This is a genomic window from Pseudomonas sp. VA159-2, from assembly GCF_024126635.1.
GTDB classification, from domain to species: Bacteria; Pseudomonadota; Gammaproteobacteria; order Pseudomonadales; family Pseudomonadaceae; genus Aquipseudomonas; species Aquipseudomonas muyukensis.
The window spans coordinates 85,566-103,596 of the sequence record NZ_JAMYBV010000006.1; the positions used below are offsets into that span (position 1 = coordinate 85,566).

General features: G+C 65.0%; 20 protein-coding genes. 12 read left to right on the forward strand and 8 right to left on the reverse strand.

What is annotated here, in order from left to right; translation table 11 throughout:
* Positions 1-33: 33 nt before the first annotated feature.
* Together NJG22_RS07845 and NJG22_RS07850 are read right to left on the reverse strand one after the other, a co-directional pair.
* On the reverse strand, positions 34-870 hold the full coding sequence (locus tag NJG22_RS07845) for a FecR domain-containing protein (protein WP_253093508.1): 837 nt from the start codon (positions 868-870) through the stop codon (positions 34-36).
* Positions 867-1,391, reverse strand: a complete 525-nt coding sequence (locus tag NJG22_RS07850) for an RNA polymerase sigma factor (RefSeq protein ID WP_253093509.1) — start codon at positions 1,389-1,391, stop codon at positions 867-869. Before NJG22_RS07850 ends, NJG22_RS07845 begins: the two co-directional genes overlap by 4 nt.
* A gap of 351 nt (positions 1,392-1,742) precedes the next feature.
* On the opposite strand from NJG22_RS07850, the gene NJG22_RS07855 reads away from it, so the two are divergent.
* Positions 1,743-2,579, forward strand: coding sequence for a PhzF family phenazine biosynthesis protein (locus NJG22_RS07855; RefSeq protein ID WP_253093510.1), 837 nt, complete (start codon positions 1,743-1,745; stop codon positions 2,577-2,579).
* Between the two features lie 233 nt (positions 2,580-2,812).
* Entirely contained in the window at positions 2,813-3,478 is a 666-nt protein-coding gene (locus NJG22_RS07860) for an HAD-IA family hydrolase (RefSeq protein ID WP_253093511.1), read from the forward strand.
* Positions 3,479-3,486: 8 nt separating this feature from the next.
* On the opposite strand, the gene NJG22_RS07865 is transcribed toward NJG22_RS07860, so the two are convergent.
* Positions 3,487-3,819 (reverse strand): hypothetical protein, encoded by a 333-nt coding sequence (locus NJG22_RS07865; RefSeq protein WP_253093512.1) that lies wholly within the window; start codon positions 3,817-3,819, stop codon positions 3,487-3,489.
* Between the two features lie 190 nt (positions 3,820-4,009).
* Between NJG22_RS07865 and NJG22_RS07870 the strand changes: the two genes are divergently transcribed.
* On the forward strand, positions 4,010-4,738 hold the full coding sequence (locus NJG22_RS07870; RefSeq protein WP_253093513.1) for a thioredoxin family protein: 729 nt from the start codon (positions 4,010-4,012) through the stop codon (positions 4,736-4,738).
* A 35-nt stretch (positions 4,739-4,773) separates the two neighbouring features.
* Here NJG22_RS07870 and NJG22_RS07875 read toward each other — a convergent pair whose 3' ends face one another.
* Positions 4,774-5,655 (reverse strand): LysR substrate-binding domain-containing protein, encoded by an 882-nt coding sequence (locus tag NJG22_RS07875; RefSeq protein ID WP_253093514.1) that lies wholly within the window; start codon positions 5,653-5,655, stop codon positions 4,774-4,776.
* 171 nt (positions 5,656-5,826) lie between these two features.
* Here NJG22_RS07875 and NJG22_RS07880 point away from each other — a divergent pair, with 171 nt between their 5' ends.
* Positions 5,827-6,474: an ankyrin repeat domain-containing protein gene (locus NJG22_RS07880; protein ID WP_253093515.1), complete on the forward strand. Its 648-nt coding sequence runs from the start codon at positions 5,827-5,829 to the stop codon at positions 6,472-6,474.
* 167 nt (positions 6,475-6,641) lie between these two features.
* On the opposite strand, the gene pobA is transcribed toward NJG22_RS07880, so the two are convergent.
* Positions 6,642-7,829: a 4-hydroxybenzoate 3-monooxygenase gene (gene pobA / locus NJG22_RS07885; RefSeq protein WP_253093516.1), complete on the reverse strand. Its 1,188-nt coding sequence runs from the start codon at positions 7,827-7,829 to the stop codon at positions 6,642-6,644.
* 169 nt (positions 7,830-7,998) lie between these two features.
* Between pobA and NJG22_RS07890 the strand changes: the two genes are divergently transcribed.
* The 3 genes from NJG22_RS07890 (at position 7,999) to NJG22_RS07900 (ending at position 10,180) form a co-directional block, all read left to right on the forward strand.
* The gene (locus NJG22_RS07890) at positions 7,999-8,874 is read left to right on the forward strand and encodes a helix-turn-helix domain-containing protein (protein ID WP_253093517.1); all 876 of its coding nucleotides are present in this window, start codon (positions 7,999-8,001) and stop codon (positions 8,872-8,874) included.
* Positions 8,875-8,931: 57 nt separating this feature from the next.
* On the forward strand, positions 8,932-9,885 hold the full coding sequence (locus NJG22_RS07895; protein ID WP_253093518.1) for a siderophore-interacting protein: 954 nt from the start codon (positions 8,932-8,934) through the stop codon (positions 9,883-9,885).
* Positions 9,886-9,997: 112 nt separating this feature from the next.
* Positions 9,998-10,180: a hypothetical protein gene (locus tag NJG22_RS07900; protein WP_253093519.1), complete on the forward strand. Its 183-nt coding sequence runs from the start codon at positions 9,998-10,000 to the stop codon at positions 10,178-10,180.
* A 129-nt stretch (positions 10,181-10,309) separates the two neighbouring features.
* On the opposite strand, the gene NJG22_RS07905 is transcribed toward NJG22_RS07900, so the two are convergent.
* Together NJG22_RS07905 and NJG22_RS07910 are read right to left on the reverse strand one after the other, a co-directional pair.
* Entirely contained in the window at positions 10,310-10,744 is a 435-nt protein-coding gene (locus NJG22_RS07905) for a GNAT family N-acetyltransferase (protein WP_253093520.1), read from the reverse strand.
* 40 nt (positions 10,745-10,784) lie between these two features.
* Positions 10,785-11,165, reverse strand: a complete 381-nt coding sequence (locus tag NJG22_RS07910) for a hypothetical protein (protein ID WP_253093521.1) — start codon at positions 11,163-11,165, stop codon at positions 10,785-10,787.
* Between the two features lie 241 nt (positions 11,166-11,406).
* Between NJG22_RS07910 and pbpG the strand changes: the two genes are divergently transcribed.
* On the forward strand, positions 11,407-12,336 hold the full coding sequence (gene pbpG / locus NJG22_RS07915) for a D-alanyl-D-alanine endopeptidase (RefSeq protein WP_217848294.1): 930 nt from the start codon (positions 11,407-11,409) through the stop codon (positions 12,334-12,336).
* A gap of 45 nt (positions 12,337-12,381) precedes the next feature.
* Here the strand turns inward: pbpG and NJG22_RS07920 are convergent, their stop codons facing one another.
* Positions 12,382-12,816, reverse strand: coding sequence for a hypothetical protein (locus NJG22_RS07920; protein ID WP_253093522.1), 435 nt, complete (start codon positions 12,814-12,816; stop codon positions 12,382-12,384).
* Positions 12,817-12,987: 171 nt separating this feature from the next.
* Here NJG22_RS07920 and pvdM point away from each other — a divergent pair, with 171 nt between their 5' ends.
* From pvdM to NJG22_RS07940, 4 genes are all read left to right on the forward strand, one after another.
* Entirely contained in the window at positions 12,988-14,364 is a 1,377-nt protein-coding gene (pvdM, locus tag NJG22_RS07925) for a pyoverdine-tailoring dipeptidase-like protein PvdM (protein ID WP_253093523.1), read from the forward strand.
* Positions 14,357-15,634, forward strand: a complete 1,278-nt coding sequence (locus NJG22_RS07930) for an aminotransferase class V-fold PLP-dependent enzyme (RefSeq protein WP_253093524.1) — start codon at positions 14,357-14,359, stop codon at positions 15,632-15,634. Before pvdM ends, NJG22_RS07930 begins: the two co-directional genes overlap by 8 nt.
* Before the next feature lie 12 nt (positions 15,635-15,646).
* Positions 15,647-16,519 carry a formylglycine-generating enzyme family protein gene (locus NJG22_RS07935; RefSeq protein WP_253093525.1) on the forward strand — a complete coding sequence of 291 codons (873 nt, stop codon included), beginning with the start codon at positions 15,647-15,649 and terminating at the stop codon, positions 16,517-16,519.
* Between the two features lie 180 nt (positions 16,520-16,699).
* Entirely contained in the window at positions 16,700-18,031 is a 1,332-nt protein-coding gene (locus NJG22_RS07940; RefSeq protein ID WP_253093526.1) for a SidA/IucD/PvdA family monooxygenase, read from the forward strand.

Here is an 18,031-nt window from a genome sequence, read left to right on the forward strand (position 1 = left end):
TGGGAATCGAGAAACCCTACCTGCGCCTGAGAATTATTTTATTGTTGGTTTGCGTTTAATCCGGACACTGCCATCCCTTTGTTGCAGCACGGCGACGGGCAGGATGCTCGGTAGCAAATCCAGTAGCAGATCGACATTGTTCGCCTCGAACACCCCTGTCACCTTGAGTGCGGCCAGGCTTGGGTCGCTCAGCTCGATGGGGGCCTTGCGATAGTGACGCAGCAACGATACCGCTTCATCCAGTGGCGTCTGCTCGAACACGATGCGATCATCTTTCCATGCCATCGCCCTGGAGGCGTCAGCCTTCGCAACCGGCATCAGTTGCCCGCCTATCGAGTCGACCTGTTGCCCTGGCCAGAGGGTGACAGGCGCTTGTGCTGCAGCTGCCGCGGTGACGTCCACGCGACCACGGGCCAAGGACACACGCACCGCGTCGTTATCCAGGCGGCGAACATTGAACAGCGTACCAAGCACCTCGACCTTCGCCAGGCCAGCGGTCACCACGAAGGGGCGGTATACGGCCGAGGACACATCGAAAAGGGCCTGCCCTGCGCGCAGGTCGACTTCGCGGCTGAGCAGACGCCAACTGATAGCGACATGCGTGCCACTGTCGAGCAGCAGCTTGCTTCCATCGCTCAGCAGCACAGCGCGCCGCTCACCAATGGCGGTAGCGAAACGCTCGCTCTTGTAGGCAGGGTTCAGCCAGGCCAGGGCTGCAAAGGCGATCGCAACCGCAAGCGTGATACCTGCTGACTTTACCGCTTTCGAGGGCGCGGGCCTGGACGGCGGCATGGGGAACAGTTGCTTGAGCTCTTCGCGATGTCGTCCCAGTGCCTCGTCCAGTGGCGCCTGTTCGGGCTGCTCGGTCATGGGTGCACCTCATCGCGCCCAAGCCGTTGCCTGCACGCCGCCAACCCCAGGCGCAAATGCTTTTCCACTGTCTTGATGGAAATACCGAGGCGAACGGCTACTTCTGCCTGGGGGATCTGGTGAATCTTGTGCATGACGAAAACAGTCTGGCAGCGAGGTGGGAGGTCTGTGATAGCGTTGACGAGCAATCGAAACTCGCGCTCGCTGTCATACCTGGTCATCGGGGTGGCTGCCGGGCAGGCCAGCTCAGGCAGCTCGGAGATTGCCTCTACCCAGGCGCCTCGGCGGCGATCGCTACGATAGCGACTCATGGCGGTGTCGTGGGAGATTTTTCGTAGCAAGGCCAGTGGGGTTCGAACGTCTTCTTTCTCTCCTCGCTCAAGCAACTGCACGCAAACGTCATGCACGACATCGCGCGCCATGCTTCTGTCGCCGAAGCGTCGGCGGATGTGGTCCACCAGATCGTCATAGTGACGTACCAATGTAGCCAACAGCGTCGGTTTGGCGGGATCGAACGACACGATGCATCCTGGATAAGAGGTAGGCTCCGAAACAAGACACAAGTGTAAATGAGAAATAATTGCGAATAAACAAGCTGCAGCGTCGAGGCATGCTAAATGTTAGCGTCCGCTTTGGGTCCAAAGCGATCATCTACGACCGGAAGCTATCGACCCAAAGGATGTCAGATTCGCCTATTGTCCTTTAGCTGTCGCTCGCGCCCCATAGCGGCGTTTGCAACGAGACCGTTGTTGGCCGATTGCCGCCTGAGCTCGGCGGTAGCGTGATCTGGGCGCCCTTCCCTTGTTTCCGCGCAGCGACTAGCCTTGTCCTCCGATTGGCGATGGTCACCCAATAGCTATCCAGGAAATCTGATGCCGCTTCATTTGCAATTAGAACAGGTCGATGTGTTTGCCGAACGTCCCTATGAAGGAAATGCGCTGGCCGTTGTAGTGGGGGCTGACCAGCTGACAACCGAACAGATGCAGGCGTTTGCCCGCTGGACTCAACTCAGTGAGACCACTTTTCTGTTGAGACCTGAGGTACCGGAGGCGCATTACCGCGTACGCATCTTTACCCCTCTGCGGGAACTGCCCTTCGCCGGCCACCCTACTCTGGGGAGCTGCGCGGTGTGGCTGAAACAGCAGGACAGCCACGAACACGTCGAGATCGTGCAGGAGTGTTCCGCTGGTTTGATTCGTGTACGCAAGCAAGGTCGGGGCTTGGCTTTCTCGGCCCCGCCATTGCTGCGCAGCGGCCCATTGGAGGCGAGGACCCTGAAGCAGATCAAGCAGGGGCTCGGTCTCGCTGCGGGGCAAATTTTGGCTAGCCAATGGGTAGACAATGGCCCTGGCTGGGCGGGAGTGTTGCTGGCCGGGCGGGATGAACTCCTGGCGATCAAGCCCGATTACGACCTATTACAAGGGCTGAATGTCGGCGTCATTGCTCCTTGGGCTGGCCCCGAGGCGGAAGCAGACGTGGAGGTCAGAACATTTATGGGTGAGGAATGCAACGAGGACCCGGTCACGGGAAGCCTCAATGCGGGCCTGGCTCAGTGGTTGATCGGCGTAGGCATCTTTGCTGCTCGATATACGGTCAGCCAGGGCACGGCCATAGGGCGCCGCGGTCGGTTACAGATCGAAAGCGTCAACGGGACGATCTGGGTTGGCGGGGAAGTGCAGCACTGCATTTCGGGAAGGGCTGTTTTCTGACAAGCATTTCAGGCCGGCCTGCTCACTGATTCGGTGTTCGTTGGAGACGCGTGGGTCAGTTTCGCTATCCCAGCCAAATACTTCAGTACGATGGCCATTGGTTTTTCCCCTGACTCTGCATATCGATACCTTGTTTCCGGTTGGGAATTGGCAGACCGAACCACTTTCTGATGGTTGCCGCTTGTGGTTAAGATGGCGCCTGCTGAATTGATTCTCCCCTGCCAGGATGCCCAATGCTGACCGCCCTGCTGTTCGACCTCGACGGGACCCTCACCGACACCGACACCCTGCACCTGCAGGCTTTCCGCCAGTTGCTGCATGAGCACGACGGCCGTCAGCTGACCCAGGAGCAGTTCGACACCCAGGTCAGCGGCCGCTCCAACGGCCTGTTGTTCGCCGAACTGTTCCCCGCGCTCGACGCGGCGCAGTGCCTGGCCCTGGCCGAGCGCAAGGAGGCCTTGTTTCGGCAACTGTCGCCCCACCTCGAGCCCATGCCGGGGCTGTTGCGCCTGCTGGACTTTGCCCAGCGCCAAGGCATCGGCATGTGCGTGGTGACCAACGCCCCGCGCCTGAACGCCGAGCACATGCTCGGCGCCATGGGCCTGGGCGAGCGCTTCGAACACGTGCTGGTCGCCGACGAGCTGGCCCGGCCCAAGCCCGACCCCCTGCCCTACCTCACCGGCTTGCAATGCCTGGCGGCCCAGGCCGGGCAGGCGCTGGCGTTCGAGGACTCACTGCCGGGGGTCGAGGCTGCGGTCGCTGCCGGCATCTTCACCGTGGGGCTGGCAACCACGCAGCCCGAGCAGCGCTTGCTCGAGGCCGGGGCGCAGCTGGTGATCGCCGATTATGACGACCCACGCCTGTGGGCGCTGATCGCCAGCCTGCACGCCAACGGCTGAGGCCCGGTTCAGCGGCGCTTGTAGCTTTTATTGCCCGCCGGGGTCAGGCAGTACACGCCGCCGCGCGGCCCGGTGCAGTACTGCCCGGTGCCACAGCCGCAGCCCTCGCCGCTGCCGCTGGCACGCAAGGGCTGCAGGCGGGTCTGGCCGCCGTACAGTGCGCTGCAGCTTTTCTTCGAGGCGCTGATCGAGCCGTCGTTGCACAGAAAGGTGTCGCCGTCGCAGCCGGCAATGCCGCCCTTGCGCCCGGAACAGGGGGTGTTGCCGGCCTGCGCCACGGGAGCCGCCAGGCACAGTGCCAGCAATGGCACCGCGCAGCGCCGCCAGGAGAAGAAGGTCATCGCCACGCTCCTTGTGATAGATGGCGCAATAGTATCAACCATCGGCAGCGAAGTGGGGCGCCGGTGTTCGCCGGCAAGGCCGGCTCCTACGGGGGGGTACTGGCCGTCTGTCGGTAATGGCGTTGGCGTTGTCGAAAGCGCCGAGGATGATTCGACCACTGTGTGAATCCCTCACGTTGGAGTCGCCACCATGAGCCCTTCCGATCCCAAGCACGCCGTGGTCTCTCGCAGCCAGTGGCTGGCCGCGCGGCGCCAGCTGTGGCTGCACGAGAAAGCCTTCACCCATCAACGCGACGAACTGGCCGCCGCTCGCCGCGCCCTGCCCTGGGTGCGGCTCGAGGAGCACTACCGCTTCCACGGCCCGCAAGGCGAACTGGGCCTGGCCGAGCTGTTCGCCGGGCGCAGCCAGTTGCTGGTCTACCACTTCATGTTCGCCGACGGCTGGGACGAGGGCTGCCCGGGCTGCTCCTTCCTCGCCGATCACTTCGACGCTGCCAACCTGCACCTGGCGCACCATGACGTGACCCTGGCGGCGGTATCACGGGCGCCCTATGCCGAGTTCCAGGCGTTTCGCCAACGCATGGGCTGGCGTTTCCCCTGGTTCTCGTCCCACGGCAGCCGCTTCAACCAGGACTTCGGCGTCAGCGTCGCCACCGACGGCAGCGCCGAGTACAACTATGCGCCGTACACGGGCGCGGAGGCCGAGCTGCCGGGGCTGAGCGCGTTCTACAAGGCGGCCGATGGCAGCCTGTACCACACCTACTCCACCTATGCCCGTGGCCTGGACATCCTGGTCAATGCCTACAACTTCCTCGACCTGGCGCCGCTGGGGCGCAACGAGGCGGGCACGATGGACTGGGTGCGCCACCATGACCGCTACGACGGGGCGGCCAGCACGCCGCATTGCTGCAAGGAGTGACTGGCCTTGCTGGCCAGGCGCCTGCGCATCGAACCTCAGATCGCCTGCAGCGCCAGCAACTCGGTGAGCACCTCGGCCAGCGCCTTGACCATCACGTCCGCCGTGGGCCGATGGACGATGACGATCTCGTAGCTGTCCACCTCCGGAAGCCCCTGCGCGACGCCCAGCACGCGGTGCTCGGCGCTCGCCGCCCGCGGTGGCAGCAAGCTGATGCCCATGCCGTCGGCCACCGCCGCCTGGATGCCGCTGAGGCTCGAGCTGGTGAAGCTGATGCGCCAGCGTCGGCCCATGCCCTCGATCGCGCTGATCATGTCGTCGCGGTACAACCCGCGCGGGGGGAAGGTCACCAGCGGCACCGGGTCGAGCTCGAAGGCCGGCATGCGCGCGCTGTCGATCCACTGCAGCCGCTCCGGCCAGCAGGCCACGCCCTCGCGGCTGTTGCGCCGCTGCTTGAGCAGCACCAGGTCAAGCTCGCCGTTGTCGTAGGCCTGGCTGAGATCGCGGCACAGGCCGCTGGTGACTTCCAGCTTGACCTGCGGGTGACGCCGGCTGAACGCCGACAGGGCGTTGGTGGTGCGGCCGCCGACGAAATCCTCGGGCACGCCCAGGCGCACGGTCATGCCGACCATGGCCCCGGCCAGGGCCTCGAGCATCTGGTCGTTGAGCGCCAGCATGTGCCGGGCGTAGCCGAGCAGGGTCTGCCCGGCATCGGTGGGCAGCACGTCGCGGTTGCCGCGCACCAACAGGCGATGGCCCACCATGTCCTCGAGGCGGCGGACCTTCTGGCTGATGGTGGACTGGGTGGAGTGCAGGCGCGCGGCCGCGGTGGTGAAACTGCCGCAATCGGCCACCACGACGATGGCGCGCAACAGGTCGAGGTCGAACAGGGCTCTATTCGATTTCACGCTGGAGGACATCTGGCTATTCAACGGCTGAATGACAAGCCTGACTTCTATCATGCGCGCTCCCGGCGGGCAACTCGCCGCCGGCGCATTCGCCCGGCCACTGCCCCCCATGCACAATCTTCACTTCTGCATCAGCCGCCGCTTGCCTAGCATGGTGCTTCACCTTTTCAGGACCCCGACACCATGCGCCTGCCCTTCGCCGCCTTGCTGCTGGCCCTGTTCAGCAGCCTTGCCGCCCATGCCGAGATCCCCACCATGAATACCCAACTGTTCGAGGCCGCTCGCCGCGGCGACGCGAGCGCCATCCGCCAGGCCCTGGCCCAAGGCGCCGCGCTGGAGGCCCGCGACGACCAGGGCCGGACCGCGTTGCTGGTGGCCACCCACGCCAATCAGGTGCACGCCGCCAAAGCACTGATCGAGGCCGGTGCCGACGTCAATGCCAAGGACGCCATCCAGGACAGCCCCTACCTGTATGCCGGCGCCCGTGGCTTGAACGAGATCCTGCAATTGACCCTGGCCCACGGCGCCGACCTGAACAGCACCAACCGCTATGGCGGCACGGCGCTGATCCCGGCCGCCGAGCGCGGGCATGTCGAGACCGTGCAGCTCTTGATCGATGCAGGCGTCGAGGTCAACCACCTCAACCGCCTGCACTGGACCGCCTTGCTCGAAGCGGTGATCCTCGGCGATGGCGGGCCGCGCCATGTGCAGATCGTGCGCCGCCTGCTGGCTGCCGGGGCCGACCCGACGATCGCCGACAAGGAGGGCGTGACGGCGCTGGAACATGCGCGCCAGCGTGGCTACCAGGCCATGGTGGCGTTGTTGGAATAGATCACCTGGCGCCCTGTAGGAGCCAGCCTTGCTGGCGAACCAGGCAACGCGGAGGAGGGCACCGGCTGCGCCGGTGTTCGCCAGCAAGCCGGCTCCTACAACGGTTACGGCCTGCAATCCCCGTAGGAGCCAGCCTTGCTGGCGAACCAGGCAACGCGGTGCATGGCCTACTCCACTACCTCGAATGGCAGCCCCACATAGTTCTCGGCAATGTTCGCCAACCCCGCCGCCGAGCCCAGGTAATAGTCGCGATCGGCCTCCTGCATCTTGCTGTCCCAAGCATCCTGGTGTTCGCCAAAGTCATGCAGCAGCCGGGTCATGAACCAGCTGAAACGCTCGCCCTTCCACACCCGGCGCAAGGCCATCGGCGAATACTCGGCCAACAGCTCGGTACGCCCCTCGCGATACACCTTGACCAGGATCCGATACAGGTAGTTGACGTCCGAGGCGGCCAGGTTCAGGCCCTTGGCCCCGGTAGGCGGGACGATGTGCGCGGCATCGCCGACCAGGAAAAGGCGCCCGTGCTGCATGGGTTCGACCACCAGGCTGCGCAGCGGCGCGATGCTCTTCTCAAGCGCAGGCCCGGTCACCAGTTGCGCCGCCACGTCTTGCGGCAGGCGCGCTTTTAGCTCGGTCCAGAAACGCGCGTCCGACCAGTCCTCCACCCGTTCCTGCAACGGCACCTGCAGGTAGTAGCGGCTGCGGCTGGGCGAGCGCTGGCTGCACAGCACGAAGCCGCGTGGGTGATGGGCATAGATCAGCTCGTGGTTGACTGGCGGGGTATCGGCCAGCAGCCCCAGCCAGCCGAACGGATAGACCCGCTCGAAGGTCTTGAGCACCCCGGCTGGAATGCTCTGCCGGGCCACCCCATGAAAGCCGTCGCAACCGGCGATGTAGTCGCAGTCGACCCGCTGCTGGCGCCCGTCCTGGTCGAAGGTCAGGTAGGGTTGCTCGCCCTCGATGGCGTGAGGCTGCACGTTGGCGGCGCCGTAGATGATCGGCGCCCCGCTCTGCGCCCGGGCCTGCATCAGGTCGCGGGTGACCTCGGTCTGGCCATACACCATGACGGTCTTGCCGCCGGTCAGTGCCTTGAGGTCCAGGCGCTGGCGGCGGCCACCCAGCAAAAGCTCGACGCCTTCGTGCACCAGCCCCTCGCGGTCCATGCGCGCAGCCACGCCCGCTTCGCGCAGCAAATCGACAGTGCCTTGCTCGAGTACCCCGGCGCGGATACGCCCCAGCACGTACTCGGGGGTCTGGCGCTCGACGATCAGGGTGTCGATCCCCGCCTGGTGCAGCAGTTGGCCGAGCAGCAGGCCGGAAGGACCGGCGCCGATGATTGCAACCTGAGTCTTCATTGTTGTTGTCTCGTGATGACGATGCCGGCCTGGGGCTGGCCCAGGCCTGGCATCTGCTGTTAGGGTTTGCACCTGTATTTTTACCGGCGATCGGCGGGTAGAAAGTGGGTTATCCGCTGCAAAACCTGCACTTTTGCAAAATGCGTTCGATTAACGGACAGGCCCCCGCATGCCCAGCCCCCTCCCCGGCATCCCGCTGTTCCAGCTCTACGGTGAAAACCACGCCTGGCCCGGCACCGACCTGCTGCACTGCGAGTCGATCCCCGCGCGCAGCCGCCTGCACCACTGGGAGATCAAGCCGCACCGGCATGCCGAGCTGTTCCAGTTGCTGTATGTGCAACGCGGCGAGGCGCGCATCGAGATCGAAGGCCAGCACAGCCTGATCCGCGAGGCGGCGATCCAGGTAGTGCCACCGTTGACCGTGCATGGCTTTCGCTTCAGCGCCGATATCCAGGGCCATGTGCTGACCTTCGGCACTGCCCTGGTGGCCGACCTCGAGCAGCGCCTGGGCGCGCCGTTGAGCGTGCTGGCGGCGCCGCGCTGCTACCTGCTGGGCAAGGATCGCCCGCGCCTGGGCGGGCTGATCGACACCTTGCAGCAGGAGTACCAGGGCAGCGCCCCGGCGCGCGCGGCGCTGTTGTCGGCGCTGGTCACGGCACTGATGGTGTGGTTGCTGCGCCAGCAGCCGCTGCAGGCGCCACGCACCCCGCACGAACGCGACCAGCAGCTGTTCGGCCGCTACCTGCGCCTGGTCGAGGCGCACTACCGCGAGCACCTGGCCGTGGACGACTTCGCCAGCCGCCTGGGCATGTCCAGCCTGCAGCTGAACCTCTTGTGCCGCAGCCTGGCCGGGCAGACGGCGCTGCAAGTCATCCACCAGCGGCTGTTGCTCGAGGCGCGGCGCAACCTGGTGTACACGCGCATGAGCATCGGCCAGTTGTCCGACAGCCTGGGGTTCAGCGACCCGACCTATTTCGCGCGGTTCTTCAAGCGCCTGGCCGGGCAGACGCCCAATGCCTACCGCCGTACGAGCCCACGCAGCTAAATCACCTCGCGTGCCAGTCGTCTTCCGGCTATCGGTCATCTGCAACGAGGTACCCCCATGAGCAGCATGAGCACCCTGGCCTCCAGCGTCGCGCGTAACCTGCGCAAGATCATCAAGGCCGACAGCGGCCCGCGCCCCTACCAACTGTTCGATATCCGGCTGCAGCGGCGCGAACGCCTGAGCCCGTCCCTGTGCCGCTTGGTCTTCGCCGGCGACGATGTACGGCAGATGCGCACCCTGGCCGCCGACCAGCGCGTCAAGCTGCTGTTCCCCGATGCCCAGGGCCGCGAGGCGGCCCTGCCCAAGGACGGCGACTGGCAAGCCGCCCGGCGCCAGGCCCAGCACCCCATGCGCACCTACACCATCCGCGCCTTGCGCGCCGATGCCGGTGAGCTGGACATCGACTTCGTCCTGCACGGCGACAGCGGCCCGGCCTCGGCTTGGGCCGAGCAGGCCCAACCCGGTGCCCGCTTGCAGATCGTCGCGCCGTCCCGCCACGCCGAGGGCGACCCAGGCGGCTATGAATGGCAACCGCCCCAGGGCTTGCAGCAACTGCTGCTGATTGGCGACGAAACCGCGCTGCCGGCCATTGCCGGCATCCTCGAGAGCCTGGCCGAGCTGGCAGCCCCGCCCGCGACCCAGGTGTTCATCGAAGTGCCCGAAGCCGGTGACTGCATCGACCTGCGCCATGCGCCTGGCACCGAGCTGCACTGGCTGGCCCGCAGCGAACTCGCCTGCGCCCATGGCGAGGCGATGCGCCATGCGGCCTTCGAACTGGCGCGTCTGCCACCACCGACGCAAACGGCCAACGCACCGCTCAAGGCGCTGGATATCGACAAGGAGATTCTCTGGGAACTGGCCGCGCCGGCCAGCAACGCGTTCTACGCCTGGGTAGCCGGTGAGTCGGCAGCGGTCATGGCGATCCGCAAGCACTGGATCAACGAACGCCACCTCGACCGCCGCAGCCTGACACTGATGGGCTATTGGCGCCATGGGCGCAGCCTGGAATGAGCGAAATGAGCGCTGTGGTTGATTTCATCAATGACCACTATCGAGCGTGTCGATTTCCGTTGTGCGCCGCTGGCACCTAAGGTAGCGCCATGACTCACACACAGAGACCTCCATGGCCAGCGTCCAGATCATGTCCGTCGTCCGCAGCGCCGTCCCCCGCGAATTGCGCCAGCAAGGCTTGCTGGCCTGCTGGTACCTGATGTGCAACGGCGAAGCCATCACCGGCCCGCTCACCACCCGCGCCTCGGCGCAGGACATGGCCCGGCAGCTCGCCACCTGCGCGCTGCTGGCCTGACCCCGAATCTGTTGTTGTGCGTTGCTCCCTTGACGCCTCTTGTTGCCCGCCTTCATGGCGGGCTTTTTTTGCCCAGGCTCCGCTCCACGGAACCTGCGCAGGAACCGGCCTTGCCGGCGAAACAGGCGCCTACGCCGACCGCTCGAGCAGCTTGCGCAGGAAATAGCGAGTATGCCCAGGTGGATAATCGGCCAGCTCGCCAAATACCTCGAACCCCAACCGCCGATAGAAATCCGGCGCCTGGAAACTGAAGGTATCCAACCAGATACCGGAACAGCCCCTGTCCCGCGCCAAGGCCTCGGCCCGGGCCATCAGTTCGCGCCCCACCCCCTGCCCACGACAGGCCTCGGGCACCACCAGCAGCTCGATGAACATCCAACTGGCGCCCAGGCGACCGTACAGGCCACCCGTGACCACCGCGCTGTCGGCATCGCGCAACGACCAGGCGAAGGCCTGCGCCCGTGGGTTGCCGATCACACTGTCGTTGTAGGCGCGCAGCGGCTTGAGGATGGCATCGTAATGTTCGCCGGTGGCGTCATCGGTGAATTCGCAGCTTGGTTGCATGGTTGTCGTCCTGTTGACCTACAGAGCAATTGCCAGCGTATCAGCCCTCGAGCGGCATCCACATGACGCACCCCGCCGCCGCCTGGGCCACCAGCCAGTCATGCTGCTGCTTGCCGAAAGGCCGTGTCATGCCAATGGACTCCCGATCGGCAAACCTCGAGGCGACCCTCACCTCCAGATCGGTGGGCTTTGCTTCAGCCAACTGCTCATTCTTCTGCAGCCCCGCCAGGGCACCCGTCATGGCGAGGGCCTGACCCAGGTCATCGCTGCCCTGCTCCAGAATGGATACCGCGATAAACGCAGCATGCGAGCATCGGTCGACCTTCATCACCTGTTTCTTTGCAGCTTCCATGTCCTGGAAATTCGAACCCTGGGCCCCAACGGATATCGCCAGGGCCACGCACGCTACAACACCACGCATCGATAACTTCCTTTTCCTCTGGGGCGGGGCGTAACAACCCAGCCCTTCCTCAGCCCATGATGACCCACGCTTGCCAAGCTGAAATTGGCACTAAATAGGTACAGGATTAAATTTCGTTCACGTTACGCCCTTTGAATATAAGGCATTCGACAGCCGCTGAGCCATACTCCAAAATGCAACGGTTTTTTTGGGGGAAACCCTTGCACAGCCAACGACATACCAACATTTAGTGAGCCTCAACGTGAAAACTTCCCTGTCCATCCTCAGCCTGCTGCTGTTGCTCACAGGTACCGCCACCCTGCCGTCGACCGCTGCTGCACAACAACCCCCGGCCCAGCAGCAACGCGACCCCGCCAAGCTGCACCTGGCCTCCGGCAGCGCCCTGCTGATCGACCTGAACACCAACAAGGAGCTGTACGCCAGCCACGCCGACCGCGTCCGCCCGATTGCCTCGGTCACCAAGCTGATGACCGCGATGGTCGTGCTCGATGCCAAGCTGCCCATGGACGAAATGCTCGGCATGACCATCGCCAACAACCCGGAAATGAAAGGCGTTTATTCGCGGGTACGCTTGGGCAGCGAGCTGAGCCGCCGCGAAACCCTGCTGATCACTCTGATGTCGTCGGAAAACCGTGCGGCCAACAGCCTGGCCAACCACTACCCAGGCGGCTATGGCGCCTTCATCAAGGCCATGAACGCCAAGGCGCGCAGCCTGGGCATGAGCCACACCCGCTATGTCGAGCCCACCGGCCTGTCGACTCAGAACGTTTCCACCGCCCAGGACTTGGCCAAGCTGCTGATGGCCTCGCGCAAGTACCCGCAGCTCAGCGAGCTGTCGACCACCCGCGAGAAGACCGTGGCGTTTCGCAAGCCCAACTACACCCTGGGCTTTCGCAACACCGATCACCTGGTCAACAAGAGCAACTGGGACATCAAGCTGACCAAGACCGGCTTCACCAACGAAGCGGGCCACTGCCTGGTGCTGCTGACCAGGATGGACAACCGGCCGGTGGCCATGGTCATCCTCGACGCCTTCGGCAAGTACACCCACTTCGCCGACGCCAGCCGCATGCGCCAGTGGCTGGAAACCGGCAGCGCCAAGCCGGCGCCGGCGGTGGCCATGCAGTACAAGAGCGAACGGCAGAACCGCGCGCGCCTGGCCCAGGACTGAGGCCAAGGTACCGGGGCCGCCTGACGGCCCCGGCGCATCGGCGAATCAGGCCGTGGTATCGACCGAACCGCCGGCGCTGCTGCCGCCGATCTTGTTCAGTTGCTCCAGCAACTGGGCAGTCGCGGCCATGATCAGGCCGGTCAGGGTGGTGATGCTGGCCTGTTTGGCCTGAACCGCGACCATCTTGCTCGGGTCTTTCTTGGCCTGTTCCTGCAACTGGGCAAGCTGCTTCTGCTCCTCGGCCAGCTGCTTTTGCAAGCGCTTGATCTGCTCGCGCAGTTCCTTCACGCTCGGCGGCTCGTTGCTGTCGCCTTCAAGCTCCTTGGGCTTGGTATCCTGGACCTTGAACGCATCGCCCTTGAATACCAGGTTGCCCCGCTCGTTGACCTCCGGCTTGCCCGGCGGCGTTGCTGCTGCCGATGGCTGGGCGGCGCCTGCCAGCGTCGGGATGTTGATGTTGGCGGTGGTTATTCCAACCATTGCGAACCTTCCTTGAAATGGACTTTTACACACCCGGATATCGGCCGGCCCGCGCGGTTCTTGAATGCCGCGCGCAGATAAATTTAGCCCCTCGCCACTCGTCCACCTGATACCCGAGCCCTGCCCGCCCCTGCAGGCAGGCCGATTCGATCAGTCCGCAACGAGATGGCAATGACCAAGACCCGTTCCCGCAAAGCCCTGTACATCGGCCTGCCGCTGGCCCTGGCGGTCGCCCTGGGCAGCGCCGCCGCTGGCTACTTCTACTGGCAAGGCCAGGCCGGCTACCCACGCAAGATCGTGCAACAGGCCAACGAGCTGCATGAGCACATGCTCTCCTTCGACAGCCATGTCACCGTGCCCCTGGCCTACGGTGGCGAAGGCTACGAGGCCGACAAGGATGGGCGCGGCCAGTTCGACCTGGCCAAGGCTGCCCGCGGCCGGCTGTCGGGCGCGGCACTGACCATTTTCGGCTGGCCGGAGCTGTGGAACGGCCCCAACGCCCCACACCGTCCCACGCCAGGTTTCGTCGACGAAGCGCGCCACCAGCAAGAGGTACGCTACAAGATCATCACCGGCATCGTGCGCGACTTCCCCAACCAGGTCGGCATCGCCTACACCCCCGAGGACTTCCGGCGCCTGAACGGCGAGGGCAAGTTCGCCATCTTCATCAGCATGCTCAATGCCTACCCGCTGGGCACCGACCTTGCGCAACTGGACCTGTGGGCCAAACGCGGCATGCGCATGTTCGGTTTCAGCTACGTGGCCAACAACCCCTGGGCCGATTCGTCGCGGCCACTGCCCTTCTTCAACGATACCCCCGACGCCCTGGGCGGCCTGTCACCGCTCGGCGAGCAGGCGGTCAAGCGCCTCAACGATCTGGGGGTGATCATCGATGTCTCGCAGATGTCGACCCTGGCCCTGGAAGACGTCGCCCGCCTGAGCCGCGCACCCTTCGTGGCCTCGCACTCGGCGCCGCGAGCGCTGGTGGATATCCCGCGCAACCTTTCCGACAAAGAGATGCAGCTGATCAAGGCCAGCGGCGGCGTGCTGCAGGTGGTGGCCTTCCCCACCTATGTCAAGCCGCTGAGCAAGCCCACCCTGGACAAGCTCGAAGCATTGCGCACGCGCTTCGACCTGCAACCGTTGCAAGGCCTGGCCAATGCCTTGATGCCCGGCGACCCGATCATCGCCATCTGGCCCGAGGCACGCTTTGGCGAATACGCCGGCAGCCTTTACGACATCGTCGACCAGGAGCCCAGGGCCGGCCTGAAGGAGTACGTCGATGCCATCGACTATGCGGTGAAGAAAATGGGTATCGACCATGTCGGCATCAGCTCCGACTTCAACGATGGCGGCGGCGTGGAGGGCTTCATGAATGTCGGCGAAATCCGCAACGTCACCGCCGAACTGCTGACCCGCGGCTATTCCGAAACCGATATCGCCAAGCTCTGGGCCGGCAACTTCCTGCGGGTCTGGGGCGAGGTGCAGAAGGCCGCCTTGCCGCTGGCGCAGCTCAACGCCGGCGCACAGGTGGTGCGCCATGACTGACCGGCGCACCTTCCTCAAGCAGGCCGGCCTGCTGGCGGCCAGCCTGCCGTTGCTACCCGCCGCCGTCGCCGCGCAACCCGGCATGCCCAACCTGCAGGGCCCGGACAAATGGCAACAACTGCGCAGCCTGTTTCCACTGGACCCACAGGTAGCGCACTTCGCCAACTTCCTGGTCACCGCCCACCCGCGGCCGGTGCAGGAGGAGATCGACCGGCACCGCGCCATCCTCGACCGCAACCCGGCGCAATGCATGGACTGGGAAAGCCAGTACGAATGGCAGCGTGAAGACCAGGTACGCGAGTGGGCGGCCCGCTACCTGCAAGTGCGGCCACGCCAGGTGGCCCTGACCGGCAGCACCACCGAAGGCCTGGGCATGATCTATGGCGGCCTGCACGTGGCGGCGCACCAGGAAATCCTCACCACCGAGCACGAGCACTACTCCACCCGTAACTGCCTGGCCTTCCGCCAACGCCAGCAGGGCACCCGAGTGCGCAAGCTGCGCCTGTTCGACACCCCGCGCGAGGTCTCCAGCGACCGTGTGCTGAGTGTGATCGAGCAAAACATCCGCCCCGAAACACGGGTGCTGGGCATGACCTGGGTGCACTCCGGCAGCGGCGTCAAGCTGCCGGTAGGGGCCATCGGTGAACTGGTGCGCCAGCACAACCGCAACCGCAGCGAGGCCGAGCGGATCCTCTACGTGGTCGACGGCGTGCACGGTTTCGGCGTGGAAGATCAGGTGTTCGCCGACTTCAATTGCGACTACTTCATCGCCGGCACCCATAAATGGATGTTCGGCCCCCGGGGCACCGGCATCATCTGCGCGGCCAGCGAACAGATGCAGCACCTGACGCCGACCTTCGCCACGTTCTCGCGCAACGAGGACTTCGGCACCATCATGACGCCCGGCGGCTACCACGCCTTCGAACATCGCTGGGCACTGCACAAGGCCTTCGAACTGCACCTGACGCTGGGCAAGGCGCAGGTCCAGGCGCGCATCCACCAGCTCAACGACTACCTCAAGACGCGCCTGGCCGAACACCGCGCCATCGAGCTGGTGACCCCGAGAAGCCGCGCGTTCTCCGCAGGGTTCACCTTCCTGCGTATCAAGGACCGCGACGCGGACGCCGTGGCCGCCTACCTGGTGGCCAACAAGGTCATGGTCGATGCGGTCGACCGCGACGCAGGCCCGGTGATCCGCTTCGCCCCCAGCCTGCTCAACGACGAAGCGCAGATCGACCGGGCCATGGCCCTGCTCACCCAGCAACTCTGACAAGGCACCTTCATGAACCTATCCCTCTATCGCCTGACCCTGGCCGCCCTGCTGGCCGGCTGCAGCCTGCCGGCCCTGGCCGCCGAGCCCAAGCCCGGCAGCGTCTTTCGCGACTGCAAGCAAGCCTGCCCGGAAATGGTCGTGCTGCCCGCCGGCAGCTTCCAGATGGGCACCCCCGATGACGAACTCGGCCGCCAGGACGACGAAGGCCCGCTGCACACCGTGACCTTCGCCAAGCCGTTCGCCATGAGCCGCTTCCAGGTGACCGCCGCCGAGTGGGATGCCTACCTCAAGGCCAGTGGCACGCGCATCGCCGATGGCGATGATCGCCCTGGCCGGCGCTGCACCGCGAGCAAGCCAAGCTACCCGCAAGGCCCACGCCAGCCTGCGGTATGCATGAACTTCGAGGAAGTCGAGCACTATGTGGCCTGGCTGTCGAAAACCACCGGCAAGCACTACCGCATGGTCAGCGAAGCCGAACGCGAGTATGCCGCCCGCGCCGGCAGCAGCGGCCCGTTCCCGTTCGCGATGGACCCTGGCGAGGACTACCAGATCAGCCGCAACGCCAACACCTACGGCCCCAAGGATGGTTTCAGCTACACCTCGCCGGTCGGCAGCTACCCCGCCAACGCCTTCGGCCTGTATGACATGCACGGCAACGTCTACGAATGGCTGGCCGACTGCTGGAGCCCCAATTACCAAGGCGCCCCCACCGATGGCAGCGCCTGGACCACCGGCCTGGCCGGCGGCGACTGCACGACCCGGCAGATCCGCGGCAACGATTGGAGCGAGGCACCGATCTTCTCCCGTTCCGGCAACCGCAACACCCGCAAGCCCGAGGTCCGCGGCGACTGGCTGGGGCTGCGCGTGGTCCGCGAACTGTAACCCGTCCCGGGCCGGACGGCAGCCTCCGGCCCCGCTAAATTCCCCCTCCCGCCACTCGTTCCAAGGAAAGGCCCCAGGCCGCCCAGCGCGCCTGGCCAGCTTGGCTTCTCACGCACGCGACACGCAGCCCCTCGGCCCCGCCCACGCCCTCTGCGGCCATCTATTCAAGGAATCGACGACATGAGCCAGACGACTTCGCACGACACCCTGCACGACCTCATCAGCGTAGGCTTCGGCCCCTCCAACCTGGCCCTGGCCATCGCCCTGGAGGAAAAGGCCATCAGCAGCGGCCAGTCGCTGGATGCGCTGTTCATCGACAAGCAGCAGGACTACCGCTGGCACGGCAACACCCTGGCCACCCAGAGCGAATTGCAGATTTCCTTTCTCAAGGACCTGGTCTCGCTGCGCAACCCCACCAGCCCCTACAGCTTCGTCAACTACCTGCACAAGCAGGGCCGCCTGATCGACTTCGTCAACCTGGGCACCTTCTACCCTTGCCGCCTGGAGTTCAACGACTACCTGCGCTGGGTCGCCGAGCATTTCACCAGCCAGGCCAAGTACGGCGAGGAAGTGCTGCGGGTCGAGCCGGTCCTGAGCAACGGCCAGGTGGATACCTTGAAGGTGATTTCCCGCGATGCCCAAGGCCGCGAGCATGCCCGCCTGACCCGCTCGGTGGTGGTCGGCAGCGGCGGTTCGCCGCGCATCCCGCAGGTGTTCGCGGCGCTGCGCCACGACAAACGGGTCTTCCATCACTCCCAGTACCTCGCCGCGCTGGAGCAACTGCCTTGCGCCAGCGGCCAGCCCATGCGCATCGCCATCATCGGTTCGGGGCAGAGCGCCGCCGAAGCCTTCATCGACCTCAACGACAGCTTCCCATCGGTCAAGGTCGACATGATCCTGCGCTCCACCGCCCTCAAGCCGGCCGACGATAGCCCGTTCGTCAACGAGATCTTCGCCCCGCAGTACACCGACCTGGTGTTCAACCAACAGCCGCAGGACCGCGAGAAGCTGATCGAGGAATACCACAACACCAACTATTCAGTGGTCGACATCGACCTGATCGAGCGTATCTACGCCATCCTCTACCGCCAGAAAGTCTCGCACCAGTTCCGCCACCAAGTGCTCTGCCGTCGCGCGGTGGAAGCGGTGAGCGCCAGCGCCGAGGGCGTCGAACTGACCCTGCGCGACCATGCCACCGGCAAGGACCAGACCCACCGCTACGACGCGGTGATCCTCGCCACCGGCTACGAGCGCCGCTCGCACCGCGACCTGCTGGCCGCCCTGGAACCTTACCTGCAGAACTACGAAGTGGACCGCGATTATCGCGCCCTGGGCCAGCCCAGCCTGCGTGCCGGTGTCTACCTGCAAGGCTTCTGCGAAACCAGCCATGGCCTGAGCGACACCCTGCTCTCGGTGCTGCCGGCCCGCGCCGACGAGATCAGCCAGTCGCTGTACCAGCACCTGGGCAAGGTCCGCGAGCCACGCCCGGCTGCCCATCTCATCAACGCCTGA